The sequence below is a fragment of the Pseudoalteromonas sp. MMG006 genome (genome assembly GCF_018101025.1).
Taxonomy (GTDB): Bacteria; Pseudomonadota; Gammaproteobacteria; order Enterobacterales; family Alteromonadaceae; genus Pseudoalteromonas.
In genome coordinates, this window is the sequence record NZ_JAGJEJ010000004.1 from 183,725 (window position 1) to 197,678 (window position 13,954).

12 protein-coding genes are annotated in these 13,954 nt (G+C 37.9%); 4 read left to right on the plus strand and 8 right to left on the minus strand.

Annotated features, from left to right (window positions below; translation table 11 throughout):
• Positions 1–261 precede the first annotated feature (261 nt).
• The 5 genes from J8L73_RS06565 to J8L73_RS06585 all read right to left on the minus strand — a co-directional run bounded on the left by J8L73_RS06565 (position 262) and on the right by J8L73_RS06585 (position 5,636).
• Complete coding sequence (locus J8L73_RS06565) at positions 262–1,518, minus strand: sugar MFS transporter (protein WP_211015577.1); 1,257 nt, start codon at positions 1,516–1,518, stop codon at positions 262–264.
• Between the two features lie 84 nt (positions 1,519–1,602).
• Positions 1,603–2,496, minus strand: a complete 894-nt coding sequence (locus J8L73_RS06570) for a transporter substrate-binding domain-containing protein (RefSeq protein ID WP_211015579.1) — start codon at positions 2,494–2,496, stop codon at positions 1,603–1,605.
• Positions 2,497–2,670: 174 nt separating this feature from the next.
• A complete protein-coding gene (locus J8L73_RS06575) occupies positions 2,671–3,186 on the minus strand; it encodes an RNA methyltransferase (RefSeq protein ID WP_211001139.1) in 516 nt (171 codons plus the stop codon).
• Positions 3,186–3,698, minus strand: a complete 513-nt coding sequence (locus J8L73_RS06580; protein ID WP_211015581.1) for a YcgN family cysteine cluster protein — start codon at positions 3,696–3,698, stop codon at positions 3,186–3,188. Before J8L73_RS06580 ends, J8L73_RS06575 begins: the two co-directional genes overlap by 1 nt.
• A gap of 96 nt (positions 3,699–3,794) precedes the next feature.
• Positions 3,795–5,636, minus strand: coding sequence for a DUF885 domain-containing protein (locus J8L73_RS06585; RefSeq protein WP_211015582.1), 1,842 nt, complete (start codon positions 5,634–5,636; stop codon positions 3,795–3,797).
• Positions 5,637–5,790: 154 nt separating this feature from the next.
• On the opposite strand from J8L73_RS06585, the gene J8L73_RS06590 reads away from it, so the two are divergent.
• Together J8L73_RS06590 and J8L73_RS06595 are read left to right on the plus strand one after the other, a co-directional pair.
• Positions 5,791–7,068: an amidohydrolase family protein gene (locus J8L73_RS06590; protein WP_211015584.1), complete on the plus strand. Its 1,278-nt coding sequence runs from the start codon at positions 5,791–5,793 to the stop codon at positions 7,066–7,068.
• Between the two features lie 383 nt (positions 7,069–7,451).
• On the plus strand, positions 7,452–9,866 hold the full coding sequence (locus J8L73_RS06595) for a TonB-dependent receptor (RefSeq protein ID WP_211001135.1): 2,415 nt from the start codon (positions 7,452–7,454) through the stop codon (positions 9,864–9,866).
• An 87-nt stretch (positions 9,867–9,953) separates the two neighbouring features.
• Here the strand turns inward: J8L73_RS06595 and adhP are convergent, their stop codons facing one another.
• The gene (gene adhP / locus J8L73_RS06600; protein ID WP_211015586.1) at positions 9,954–10,964 is read right to left on the minus strand and encodes an alcohol dehydrogenase AdhP; all 1,011 of its coding nucleotides are present in this window, start codon (positions 10,962–10,964) and stop codon (positions 9,954–9,956) included.
• A 215-nt stretch (positions 10,965–11,179) separates the two neighbouring features.
• On the opposite strand from adhP, the gene J8L73_RS06605 reads away from it, so the two are divergent.
• A complete protein-coding gene (locus J8L73_RS06605; protein ID WP_211001133.1) occupies positions 11,180–11,728 on the plus strand; it encodes a MarR family transcriptional regulator in 549 nt (182 codons plus the stop codon).
• A 67-nt stretch (positions 11,729–11,795) separates the two neighbouring features.
• Here J8L73_RS06605 and J8L73_RS06610 read toward each other — a convergent pair whose 3' ends face one another.
• Complete coding sequence (locus tag J8L73_RS06610; RefSeq protein WP_211015589.1) at positions 11,796–12,812, minus strand: lytic murein transglycosylase; 1,017 nt, start codon at positions 12,810–12,812, stop codon at positions 11,796–11,798.
• On the minus strand, positions 12,805–13,092 hold the full coding sequence (locus tag J8L73_RS06615) for a YcgL domain-containing protein (RefSeq protein WP_211001131.1): 288 nt from the start codon (positions 13,090–13,092) through the stop codon (positions 12,805–12,807). The genes J8L73_RS06610 and J8L73_RS06615 overlap by 8 nt, the downstream gene beginning before the upstream one ends.
• 154 nt (positions 13,093–13,246) lie before the next feature.
• Between J8L73_RS06615 and minC the strand changes: the two genes are divergently transcribed.
• Positions 13,247–13,951: a septum site-determining protein MinC gene (gene minC, locus J8L73_RS06620; protein ID WP_211001130.1), complete on the plus strand. Its 705-nt coding sequence runs from the start codon at positions 13,247–13,249 to the stop codon at positions 13,949–13,951.
• Positions 13,952–13,954: the final 3 nt, after the last annotated feature.

Genomic DNA, 13,954 nt, shown 5'->3' on the forward strand with positions numbered 1-13,954 from the left:
AGTTAAACACATGAGCCCTTTATATTATTCTTCATTATTAACTTCATACTTTTAGCAAAAAAACAGCTAAATGTCTTACTAAACAAGACTTAAAAACAGATTACTAATAAGAAACAATAATAAAGTAGTGAATTTCTATCCTATAACAAGGCAAGTACTTATTTGACGAGAGGTAGCAAGGAAACACTAAAATTGGAACGTTCTTATATTAAAAATAATTTAAGTGGTTGAATACGTATTCAACCACTTAAAATAAGTAGGTTATTTCCACTTATTTGCTAAACGAGTAACATTTAAGCCATACCACGCTATAAATACGTAACATATCATCGGTACAAAAAAACTTTGCTGTATGTTTACTGTATCGGCTATAAAACCTTGCAACAAAGGAACCAACGCACCGCCTACAATAGCTAAACATAACCAACCCGATCCTTTACTTGTCAGCGAGCCTAACTTTTCAATTGCTACAGAAAATATTGTCGGAAACATAATAGAATTAAATAAACCTATCGCAAGCACTGAATAGAGTGCAATATCGCCTTGTGTAAATATGGTAATAAGCAGTAATGCAATAACACTGAATGCGTTAAAGGCAATAGCTTTTGATGGGGCAATTTTTTGTAAAAGTGCCGACCCAATAAAGCGCCCTACCATCGCACCGCCCCAATAATAACTAATTAGTGCAGCAGCTGCATGCTCTTCAAGACCTGCTATATGCGCTTCACCAAAATAATTAACTAAAAAGCTTCCTATAGCAACCTCTCCACCCACATAACAAAATATAGCAAGCACACCCATAGTTAGGTGTGGTGCTTGCGTAAGCGAGCGAGATTCAATGGCGGCATTGTTCTTTTCTTTATGCGCGTCTATTTCAGGTAGTTTAATAAATGCAAAAATAATAGCGATTAACAGCAAGGCAGCTGCAAGCATTAAATAAGGTACTTTTACAGACTCAGCACTAGCAGCGGAAGCCGCGAGTGTGCCAGCAGTGCCAAAAAATAATATACCACCTACATATGGCCCAACTGTTGTGCCCAAAGCATTAAGTGCTTGTGCTAAGTTTAAACGAGATGAAGCTGTTTTCTCAGGGCCAAGAGCTGCCACGTAAGGATTGGCTGACACCTGTAATACCGTTACACCTGCAGCAAGTACAAATAAAGCACCTAAAAACAGCCAATATTCATGCACTACTACAGCGGGATAAAACAGCATACAACCAACAGAGGCAACAATTAAGCCTGTTAATATGCCCTTTTTATAGCCAAGCTGCTTTACTAAAATGCCAGCAGGTATAGAAACTATAAAATAAGCACCGAAGAAACAGAACTGTACTAACATTGCCTCAAAATAACTGAGGTCAAATACCCCCTTCAAGCGCGGTATTAGTACATCATTTAAAACGGTTATAAAACCCCACAAAAAAAACAGGGTCGTCATGGCGGTCAACGGAAACAGATAATTTTTATTAGATTGCTCATTGACACCATATGATTGATTTATATTTATTTCACTCACGTTGTTTTCACTCCATTAACAAATTAAGGCAAGTTTACCTGTTTATTTGTTAATTGGGTGAAACTCAAACAGGAACGTTCCTACTCAGTTACATCCTTTATCAAGGCTTTTAATTATTCGTTCAGTCTCGCCACTGTTGTGAAACTGATATAGGCCTTCATTAATATCTTCTAAAACATTAAGCCATGAGGGGGTAAGTTTACTTATAGCAAAATAAAGTGGGTTATATTGCAAAGGAGTGGTTTCTTGTTCAATAGAACTTAACAGATTCTGCTTTTTAGTATCGCTAAGCGTTGAATAAACCACAGAAAATTTAAGTACTTGAGGATCGCCAATTATTAAATCTACACGCTTAGCTGCAAGAAGTTGTACAAGCTGTAAATCATCAACGGCACTAATCGTTTCAAACTCACCATTATCCATCATAGCGTCAAATTCAGGTGTGTTTTGATACCCTCGTACAACACCTATTTTATGGCCTTTTAGAGATTTTAAATTACCTGTAAAACGATCTGTTTCACCTTTGCGTTTTAAAAAAGCAATTTTTCCCCCTACAAATGAATTTGATAATCCTAGTAGTTCACGGCGCGTTTTATTGGTAACGTAATCAGAAGGAGCTGTATCTTCAATAAAGTATTCTGGAAGTAGTATATCTGCTTTACCTAGCTCTACGTTTCTTACCGCACGGGCCCATGGTAAAAATTCAATATAAACGCTGTAACCTTTACTATTCAACAACGCCACTGAAAATTGATATACCCATCCTTTTTTACATAAATTATTACCAATATACGGAGGCCAGTCTAGCGTAGCTAAATGAAGAGTTTGCTTTGAATTTTCAGTCTCAAACAGTATTCCTGATTTATGGTTATAACCGTCTATAACATGATGACTACCATTTAAGTAATATTCTACTGTTGAATCAGAATAACTAGGGTTGCTTGCTAACAATAAAACTAATAAAAATAACCAACGCATTGCAATATCTTAAAATGTTTAATTTATTCAAGCTTAGTAAAAAATTAATTATTTGCATGATTTAATTGAGTAAGATTTTGTAAAGGCAGGTGTGTTTAGTGAACTCAACCTAGCTTGTAAGTTACATTTAGGTACATACAAACTAGGTTCTGTAGTAAAAGCAGAAATATACGATTAATCTGTTTTTTTCCATCTCATTTTATTGTTTGTATCGCGAGAGCTAATAATAGTGTCGTCACTACTCTCTACCCCGCCAATCTTCGCTAGGCGATCGTATAACACAACATTACATGTTGCTGCTAAGTTCATACACCCAATAGTAGGAATGTAAACCACTTCATCACACCATTTTAAAACGTCTTTTGGTACAGACCCATCTTCAGGACCAAAAACATAAAACGCATTTTCTGGGTGTTGAAAATCAGGTAACGGTGTAGCACCTTCTATCAGCTCGATAACAACGACAGTTGCACCTTCAGGCTTTACCAACTCAAGGTTGTTAGTTTCGGTAAGGGGGATTCTTTCAACTACATTTTTTGTATCGGTATGAAATTTTTTAGCGTTTAAGTATCGGTTACCAGTAAAAAATACTTGCTTAGCATCGTAGCAACCTGCAGCGCGCAAAACGCCACCTACATTAGTAGGACTCTTAGGATTAATTAAACCAATACTTGCTTTTAGCTCACTCATTAATCAGCGTCCTTTGTTGGCCACTCGGCAATGTATAAATCAAAATCATCAAGCATTACGTCACAATCTTTAACGGTTTTATCTTTTACAGAAATACCTAACTCATGCATTTTTGTTTTATTCCCGTTATTTAATAACGGATGCCATGATGCTAAACCACGACCTTCATGCAAGCGGCGGTAGCTGCAACTTTGCGGCATAAAAAAGATATCTTTAAGATTCGCTTTAGTAAGCTTTACACAAGATGGGACTAGCGTTTGGCGGTTTTCGTATTCGCTACAACCACAGGTATTGTTATCAAGGTATTGGCAAACGATATTTGTGAAAATCAGTTCTTCGCCTTCACGAAGTTGATCGGTGGCGGTAAATTCGTCTTCATCTTCGCTATCAATAAAGGTGTTTAAACAACACTTTCCACATCCGTCACAAATGGCTTCCCATTCACTTTGGTTCATGTCGCTTAGATTTTTTTTAAGCCAAAACTGTGTATCTGCTAATTCTTGATCAAACATAATTTACTCGCGCCCCTAAAGAGCGCGCATTCTAACGTATTGCAGCTATGCGCGCAAAGCCCGCACCTTTATTAGTACGGGCTTTCGCGTAATTGATTACTTTTGCGTTGCAACCCACCGTTTAATTTTTTCTTCTAAAATTGGCATCGGTAGTGCGCCATCTATCAATATTTGTGTGTGGAACGCTTTAATATCAAACTTATCGCCTAATTCTTTTTTAGCGTAATCACGTAACTGCTGAATTTTAAACTGCCCTAATTTGTATGAGAGCGCTTGCCCAGGCCATGCAATATAACGCTCAACCTCGGCTATAACATCGCTTTTGGCCATTGATGAGTTAGCAAGCATGTAATCAATACCTTGCTGACGTGTCCAGCCTTTTGCGTGAAAACCGGTATCAAGCACTAAACGCATAGATCTAAGTTGTTCATCAGCTAAACGCCCGTACCACATATAAGGGTTGGTAAATAAGCCAAGCTCTTTGCCTAAACTTTCAGCGTACAACGCCCAACCTTCAGCAAATACGGTATAGCCACCAAATTTTCTAAAGTCAGGTAGTCCTTCTATCTCTTGCTGTAAAGCAATTTGAAAGTGGTGCCCTGGTGCAGCTTCATGAATAGAGAGTGTTTCGAGTAAAAACTTAGGCTGCGCTTTTAGGTTATAAGTATTAATGTAAAAAATACCTGGGCGTGATCCGTCCGGTGCAGGCGCAGCATATGATGCCCCAGCCGCAGATTGCGCTCTGTACGCTTCAACTGCTTTTACAACATAAGGTGCTTTAGGAGCAATATCAAAAAGTAGCGGAACGCGCGAATCTATTTTTTGTTTAATATTTTCGTATGCGGCGATCAACTGTTCAGGCGTATCATAATAAAATTCGTCTGAATCACGTAAATGCTCAAAAAACGCTGAGAGTGAGCCTTCAAAACCCACATCGCGTTTTACCTTTTTCATTTCATCTAAAATACGTGACACCTCACTTAAACCAATAACGTGAATTTCATCAGCTGATAAATTAAGTGTCGTGTTCTTTTTAATTTGGTATTCATACCACGCTTTGCCATTGGGTAAGTCGCTATACCCTACTGTTTCTCGGCTATTTGGAATATATTGATTAGCTAAAAAATCACTCATGCTTTTATAGGCTGGCACCAAATCATTCATGATGAGCGTTTCGTATTGTGTTGTTAGTTGCTGTTTTTGCTTTGCCGAAAATGTTTTAGGTAAGTTGGCTATAGGCCCCCAGAATAATGAGTCCTCGGCTTTTTTTACAACGTGAGCTGCAAATTGTGGCTGAAGTTTTTGAGCCAAAGGTTTAGGTAAGGTAATACCGGCTTTAATACCTTGCGCCATTGCATGCTGTACGCTACTAAGCCATGTAATAAACCCTTTGCTGCGCTTTAAAAAATTAGTGTAGTCTTGAACAGTATTAAATGGCTGAGCACTTTGCCCAGAACCAAAGCCTGCAAAAGTATTATGCGCCCCAGACATTTGGTTAATCGCAAGCATATAGCTTGGAAACTGCATCCCTTCTAAATTAAGTGCCAAATCTCTAGCTAAAATTTCATAGCTTAAAAGCGCCTGCCCCGTTAATTGTGATTTATCTATATAGGTTAGACGTTGTTGGTATTTTTTATAAAAAGCCGTTTTTTTAGCTCGATTTTTTTCTGAAATTTCTGGTGTGAATTGGTCGTTAAATTCACTACGGCCAGTGTAAGTTGCATTAATTGGCTTAAATGTAAGTGATTCATCGTAATATTGAGCTACAAGTACATCGAGCTGCTGCTCTGCTGATAATTCTGAAATTACAGATGCTTGTGCGTTTGAACTGTTTAACTGTACATTGGTATTAGTACGCTCACTAACATCAGTACTTGTACAGCCACTTAAAGCAAACATAACGCTACTGGCAACTAAAGCAAATTTAATAGGTTTCATGGTATTCCTTTTTTGTGTCGACTTTTAATTATGCTTATAAACCACTACTTAATAAAGAAATTACGATAAATTGAGCTTCAGAATCTCTATTTACACTTTTGTATTAGGTTGTTACATTAAATTTAATTAAAACCACTACTACAGAAGAATAACAATGAAAAAACAAATGCTCAGTGCTGCAATAGCATTGTTAACTTTTTCAAGCATTAACGCTCAAGCAACGACTTATTTATCTGCAAAAGCGATGATTGATGTACAAACCGGTAAACTCATTCAATCGCCTTTAATTACTATTGATGACGGCATCATCACAGATATTGAACAAAATAAAGATCCCAAATTATTAAAAGGGGATAAATATATTCAACTACCAGAGCAAACAATAATGCCTGGTCTTATGGATATGCACGTTCATTTAACAAGTGATCCTACCGTGCCACGAAGCGAACGTTTAGGCCAATCAGTACCCCGTATGGCTATTAAAGCAGCCTATTTTGCTAAAAAAACATTAGAAGCTGGCTTTACCACACTTCGAAATGTGGGTGCACAAGGCTATAGCGTTATTGCAGTGCGTGACGGTATTAACGCAGGTGATATTGTAGGGCCACGCATTTGGGCCGCAGGTCCTTCTTTAGGGATTACTGGTGGGCATTGCGATAATAACCGTTTACCTCCTGAGCTAAAATTCACTTCAAACGGTGTAGCTGATGGTCCGTGGGCTGCGCGCGTAAAAGTGCGTGAAAACATTAAATACGGTGCTAATGCAATAAAGTTTTGTGCAACAGGTGGGGTTTTTTCAAAAGGCACAAAAGTAGGTGTTCAGCAGTATTCATTTGAAGAAATGAAAGCCATTGTAGATGAAGCGCACATGCGTGATTTACCCGTCGCTGCGCATGCTCATGGAACAAGCGGTATTAAAACAGCAATTAAAGCAGGCGTTGATAGTATAGAGCATGCCAGCTTTTTAGATGATGAAGCGATTGCCCTAGCTAAAAAACATGGTACATGGCTATCTATGGATATTTACAACACCGAGTATACGCTTAGCTATGGCGAGCAAAATGGTGTAGCGCAAGAAAATCTAAATAAAGAACGCCAAGTGTCAAAAAAACAGCGAGACAGTTTTAGTCGAGCAGTAAAAGCAGGTGTTAACATGGTATTTGGTACAGACGCCGCTATTTACCCTCACGGAGATAACGCAAAACAGTTTTCCCGTATGGTTGAATTTGGTATGTCTGAACTGCAAGCAATTCAAGCTGCAACAATTAATAGTGCAAAACTATTAAAAATGAACACTAAGCTTGGTCAGCTAAAAGCAGGGTTTGCGGCAGATATAATTGCATTAAAAGGCAACCCACTTGAAAATATTACTGAACTAGAGCATATCCCTTTTGTTATGAAAGCAGGTAAAGTGTATAAAAATGATTTGTAGCATTAATTTTATAATTTTTAGATAGTAGAATTTACCTGTTCTTAGGGGTTTAAGGTAACACACCTTATTCCCCATAAAAATTAAGCTAATTACTTATACTTTACGCCTTAAGCTGATATTTAGTTGTTAATAATCAACCTGTACAAACAATAATGACTTTATTGAAGATAAATTATTTATTTCGTTATTGCTAATTTTATAGTCTTGCTGTTAATTAATAAAACGTAAACAATGTTGCATTAATAACCTAAAAACACCCTCAACTGTATATTTTTGAATCAAAAAACACTATTTAATAAATTTATTTGAACTTTTTATTCACTTTAAAAACAATAACCATTATCATTCGCGCAAAGTTACTAAATGCGAATACTTATCACCCCATGAAAAAATTTAAATACTCATTAGTTACCCTAGCATGCTTAAATGCACATATTGCAGTTGCCCAATCAGCTGAAGAAGATATTGAACGTATTAGCGTTTATCAAAAACAAAACCAAGTAGTAATGAGCTCAGGTCTTGCTACTAAATCTGATATGTCACTAATGGAAACGCCTGCTCCGGTTGTTGTTATTGACCGTGAACTAATAGAGTCACAAGGTGTAGATAGCTTACAAGAGTTAACGCGTAACGTAAGTGGTTTAACACAAGCTGGTAATAACTATGGCATTGGTGACAATCTTGTGATTCGTGGCTTAGACGCTAACTATACTTATGATGGTATGTATGGCGGTGCAGGCCTTGGCAATACATTTAATCCAACACGGTCTTTAACAAATGTAGAGTCGGTTGAGGTATTAAAAGGCCCAGCAACAGGTTTATACGGTATTGGTAGTGCTGGTGGCGTAATTAACTTAATTGAAAAAAAGCCAGAGTTTGAAGAAAAACATAAAATATCTGCTGAGCTTGGACAATGGGATAGCTACTCACTTGCATTTGATAGCACCAACGCAATCACTGATAATTTAGCCTATCGTGTTATGGCAAAAACAGCCTCTAGCGATGGTTACCGTGACCTAAAAGAAGACAGAGATGAGCTTTACGCATCACTTAAATATGTATTAAGTGATAAACAAGACATTATGCTCTCTGGCGCATATATTAAGGACTCGATTGCAGTTGACTCAATAGGTCACCCTATTCGTATTTATAGTGCAGAAACTGCAAATGGCCTAAGCGCTGGTGAAGTAACAGGCGCTGATTTAGTCAATGATCCTACAGGCAGCGGCGTACAATTAACATCAGATCAGCAACAACAGCTAGCTGATTCATTGTCATCGACTGATGGTTTAACCCCTTACGACTTCGGAACCAACGGTATTATTTCACCAATGGCAGATGATAATGAAGGTGAAGAATTACGCTTCAAACTAACGCACAATTACTTTATTACAGATGATTTATTTTTAAATCAGCAACTGCAATACCGTAACTACACATCAAGCTTTGCACGCCAAACCGGTGCGTTTAACTACGTTTATTCAACACGTGACGGGATTATTAACAATGACCCTCGCGCACCACTTGTTGAAGACGGTGTACTTTATCCATTTGCAGCACGTCGACAAGAGTACCGCCAAGTAGAAGCCGACGAAAAATCGTGGCAATACTTTTTAGACCTGCGCTATGACTTTATGCTTGGTGACGTAGATAACGAACTTTTAGTTAATGCTAACTATGAAGACAGAGATATACGCTTTAAACAGTACTCAATATACGATGCAGACAAAGAAATCTACGACAGTGAAGGTAACTTATTATACCAAGGTAGCTTGCCATATATTTATGATATGAGAGCACCAAATTGGCCAACAGGTAGCTTTGACGATTATGATCCACTTAAAACAAGTGACTATAATAAAAAAGTACAAGCATGGGGCTTAGGTATTCAGCATGTAGGTTACATTACAGACGAAGTAACAACACGTGTAGGTGTTGCTTACAACCGTATTAAGCAATCTTACGAGCACTTTGGTGTTGATGAGCGTTATAGTTCAAGTCGTGCTCAACCAACGCCTGAAGCAAATACTTCTGACAGTGGTTTAACGTATAACTTAGGCGCGACTTATCAACCCACTGAAGATTTTTCTGTGTTTATAAACCACGCGAAAGGACGTACTGCATACAGTGTATTAGGTTCAGTCGCAGGAAATGAAGCTGATAGAGAAGATTCAGAGTCAATCAGCAATGATTTAGGCTTTAGGTTTAAAGCGTTTGATGATCAGCTTTTAGCATCACTTGTTATATTTGAAAGCGCACGAACTAATTTAGAATACGCTAACCCTCTATATGAGGCGGGTGTATCTAGCTCAGATGTGGTTGAAAGCTATTACGATGGTGAAGAACAAACTAAGGGTGTTGAGCTTGACTTGAATGCGCACTTAAATGAGCAGTGGAAAATTAATATAAATGGGGTTTATCAAGACGCACGCGATAAATCTAACCCAACAAGCAGTAGCTACGATACGCGCCAAAAAGGTGTACCTTATGTAACTGCAAGTACCTGGGTTACTTATTACGCTGAAATGTTTAATTTACCAGAGGCTGTTAATATTAGCGGTGGTATTACGTTTGTTGATAACAGAAGTACTAATTCAAGCTCATTTAGTATCCCTGATGGTTACGTACCTAGCTACACAGTTTATGATGCAGCGGTTTCGTACACTACAGATAAATGGCACATGCAGCTAAACTTAAACAATCTGTTTAACAAAAAGTATTACTCTAAAGCAATGTTCTTAGGCGGTATGCCAGGTGAAGAACGTAACGCTAAATTAAGCTTTAGTTACACGCTTTAGTTACACACTATAATCATGCAATTGATTGGTTAAAACATATAATCAAGGCATGCCTGCTTGGGCATGCCTTTTTATTTAACGGCTAAATCAAAGTGTAACCACTATTCGACCATTGATATCACCTTGGATCATATCATCAAATATTTCGTTGATATCTTCTAGGCGCTTTTCTTCTATAATAGCTTTAACCTTTCCTTGAGCCGCAAATTCCAAGCACTCTTGTAAATCTTTCCGCGTGCCAACAATCGACCCGACTACCGATACACCATTGAGCACAGTATCAAATATAGGTAATGGCATATCCTCTGGCGGTAACCCCACTAACACACACTTACCACCCCGACGCACACTTTTATAAGCTTGCTCAAAACCCGCTTTAGATACCGCAGTACACACAACACCATGCGCACCACCAACTTGTTCAAATATTGCTTCACTTGGTATAACTTCTTTAAAATCGAGAGTAATATCTGCGCCTAACTCTTTAGCAAGCTCAAGTTTTTCTTTGCCTGTATCAACAGCTATTACATTAAAGCCCATTGCTTTGGCATATTGCACAGCTAAATGCCCGAGCCCACCCACACCAACAATAGCAACCCAGTCACCTGGTTTTACACCCGATACTTTTAATGCTTTATAGGTAGTAACACCTGCACAAAATAAAGGCGCAGCCTCTGAAAAACCTAAACCATCTGGAATTTTAATAACATAATCGCCATGAGCTAAGCAATATTCTGCATAACCACCATCGATTGAGTAACCCGTGTTCTGCTGTGATAAACACAGGGTTTCTTTACCCTCTAAACAAAATTCACAATGACCACAAGCACTATAAAGCCAAGGCACACCTACTCTATCTCCAACCGCTAAATGCTGTATGTTGCTGCCTACTTCTTCAATTATGCCTACGCCTTCGTGTCCCGGCACAAGTGGCATTTTGGGTTTTACCGGCCAATCACCATGACAGGCATGTAAGTCGGTATGACATACTCCACAGGCCACTATTTTAACCAAAACATCATTAATGCCTACTTGTGGCTTTGGTAAGTCTGTAATTTGTAATTTACCTTTGTACTGAGTGTTTATTGCAGCTTTCATAGTCATTCCATCGTATGTGGGTAACCAAGTTAAATCTAACTAGGCTAACGGTCTAAGAAGAGTATTAGCTATAAACATAACCTAATTTTGATGAAGAAAAATTAATCTAAATCAACCTTTAGATGTGTAAGTTTAATTTTACTTAATCTAAAATCTTGCTATCCAAAATCAGCATGCTAGCATTACTTTCTGAATTTACTGAAAGTTAAAAAGCTATGAGTTTATCCGAAAAAAATTTAGCCTTTGTTATGCATTGTGGTGAAATGGGCAGCCGCTGGGGTTTCAATAGAACCATAGGGCAAATGTGTGGCTTATTGATCATTACTAAAGAACCCATGACTGCAAACGAAATAGCGGATTCGCTGAGTATTTCACGTGGTAACGTAAGCATGGGCATAAAAGAATTACAATCATGGCAACTAATAAAAGTACATCATAAGCCTGGAGATAGAAAAGAGTATTATGCACCTGCTGGTGAAATTTGGGACATGGCCAATCGTGTTTTTGAAGAACGAAAAAAACGTGAAATTGATCCAACCTTAAGTCTGCTGCGTGACAACTTGCTTGATGAAGCCAGTAATGACGATGAGCTATACGCTCAAAAACAAATGGGTGAAATTCATAACCTATTAGAAACGGTTACAAAGTGGTCATCAGAACTACAACGTTTAAGTCCTGAGCAGTTAAATAAGCTCATGAAGCTTGGATCAGGCATTGGCAAGGTAATCGACTTAAAAGATAAAATATTTAAAAAAGAACAATAAACCCTAAGCTCTTATCTAAATACAAAAAGCCGCATACAGCGGCTTTTTTAATATAGATAATCGGTAATTAAATTTTAGGATAACCGATTCTATCTGATAGGTAGCCCACGCTTGTGGCAAAGTAATACGAGCGATTCCAATGCATGAATACTTTATAGTTATCGTATGCTAAGTACATACGCCCATTAATATCATCGGGCATAACTAAAGCTGCACGAACATCAACATTAGGTAAATCAGAGCCATCTGCTTTGCGCACACCTAACGCTTGCCATTCAGCCAACGAGCGCTCAGAATCATTCCAGTACTCAAGCCATTGTTTACGTGTTTTAGTGCCACGTACTAATACATATTTACTGTCAAAATTTTCTGGCAACTGCACCTGGCGGCCCCAAGTAAGAGAGTCATCCCACCCTTCTTGTTTTAAGTAATTAGCAATAGAGGCAAACGCATCCTCTTTGGTAGTCCAAATGTCTTTTCGACCGTCATTATTATAATCGACCGCATAAGCATTAAAAGAGGTAGGCATAAACTGTGTTTGCCCCATCGCACCAGCCCAAGAACCTTTAAACTTATCAAGCGTAATATGGCCCGACTTTAATATATCTAGTGCAGCCCATAGTTGGCGTTTATAAAGAGCTTCACGACGTCCATCAAAAGCAAGTGTTACCAAAGATGAAATAACATTATGACCGCCTTGAATTGTACCAAAATTACTCTCAAGACCCCAAAGTGCCACAATAAAGCGTGCCTGTACGCCAAATTCTTTTGCTACTTGTTCCAATACATCTTTATTTTCTGCATAAAGCTTACGTGCGCGGTCAATTTTCCATTGCGGTACACGTTTAGGTAAATATGTTTCAAGTGTTTCTTTTACTTCTGGTTGATTTTTATCAGCAGATACAACTTTTTCTTTATACGTAGCAGTAGCGAAAGCATCATCGATTAATTTGCTGTCGTAACCTTTTGCTATCGCTTCATGCTTTAAATCTGTTAAATACGTTTGAAATTCAGCTTGAGTTTTGGCTATTACAGAGCCACTTAAGCAAACCCCACATAATAAAACGGTCAGTTTTCTAATCACTATCGGCTCCATTTTCTTTTCGTAATTGACTTAACAAGTTTTCTTTTGGCGGTGGTATTTGTAAATAAAAGCCTTTATCAGGATCAGATAAAGCGGCTTTAACTGTTTCTAAATCTGCACCACCTAAATGTTCACGCTTTGCTAAATTAATGATCATAACGTATTGAGGTTGACCAAACATGGTCATTAAAGGTTCCGGAACTTTACTAAAATCATCTCTTTTTTCAACAAATAGGAAGGTATCCGCTTTTTTCTTACTTTTATATACCGCAGTGAGCATTATGAGCCTATAAATTCTTGCTTAACAATGCCGCACACTATAACATGAGAGTAATAATAAGTTAGAAAAATTAGATTAGAAATTTCAATAAAGGCCTTATTCAGCCTGTGTTTATCTTAAATAATTTCTTATCGAACAATTCAATTGAGCGTGTATGTCGGACCAAATTTTTGAGTTAAAAGGGAATCTTTTTACGTTATCAGTTTTACATCTTTACAGTACTGATATAACCCTTTTAGCAGAACAGTTATATGTAAAAATAGCCCAAGCCCCTAAGTTTTTTGAAGGGGCTCCTATAGTTGTTAATTTAATAGAAATTAGAAACAGCTCTTTAGATTTTGTTCATTTAAAATCACTTATTGAGCGTATGAGTTTTAACGCAGTAGGTGTATGTAACGGCTCTGATGAGCAACATGTACAAGCTAAAGCTGCAGGCCTATCTGTATTAAATTATTCACAAGACGTTAAGAACGAACCTGTTAAACAAGAGGCAAATACCTCGATTGTAGAAAAAACGGTTTATTTACCTGCACAAATTATTAATGGTACGGTACGTTCTGGACAACAGGTTTATGCAAAAGATAGAGATTTAATAGTACTTGGCGCAGTAAGCCACGGTGCAGAAGTTATTGCCGATGGTAATGTACATATATATGGCACATTACGCGGGCGCGCCATTGCAGGCGCAAAAGGTTTCAAAAAAGCACACATTTTCTGCCAAAAGCTTGAGGCTGAGTTGGTTTCAATAGATGGCAATTACTGGATAAGTGATTCCCTTCAGGGCGAACATTGGGGAAATGCAGTGCAAATACAACAAAAAGACGAATCATTAGAAATTTCAGCTTTGGTTAAAGGATAAATC

Bases quoted from the DNA above. Each gene is read 5' to 3' on its own strand.
- adhP (WP_211015586.1), bottom strand. From the start codon at position 10,964: ATGAAAGCTGCAATAAACACTCAGTACAAAGGTAAATTACAAATTACA.
- minC (WP_211001130.1), top strand. From the start codon at position 13,247: ATGTCGGACCAAATTTTTGAGTTAAAAGGGAATCTTTTTACGTTATCA.
- J8L73_RS06585 (WP_211015582.1), bottom strand. From the start codon at position 5,636: ATGAAACCTATTAAATTTGCTTTAGTTGCCAGTAGCGTTATGTTTGCT.
- J8L73_RS06590 (WP_211015584.1), top strand. From the start codon at position 5,791: ATGAAAAAACAAATGCTCAGTGCTGCAATAGCATTGTTAACTTTTTCA.
- J8L73_RS06575 (WP_211001139.1), bottom strand. From the start codon at position 3,186: ATGAGTGAGCTAAAAGCAAGTATTGGTTTAATTAATCCTAAGAGTCCT.
- J8L73_RS06570 (WP_211015579.1), bottom strand. From the start codon at position 2,496: ATGCGTTGGTTATTTTTATTAGTTTTATTGTTAGCAAGCAACCCTAGT.
- J8L73_RS06615 (WP_211001131.1), bottom strand. From the start codon at position 13,092: ATGCTCACTGCGGTATATAAAAGTAAGAAAAAAGCGGATACCTTCCTA.
- J8L73_RS06580 (WP_211015581.1), bottom strand. From the start codon at position 3,698: ATGTTTGATCAAGAATTAGCAGATACACAGTTTTGGCTTAAAAAAAAT.
- J8L73_RS06595 (WP_211001135.1), top strand. From the start codon at position 7,452: ATGAAAAAATTTAAATACTCATTAGTTACCCTAGCATGCTTAAATGCA.
- J8L73_RS06605 (WP_211001133.1), top strand. From the start codon at position 11,180: ATGAGTTTATCCGAAAAAAATTTAGCCTTTGTTATGCATTGTGGTGAA.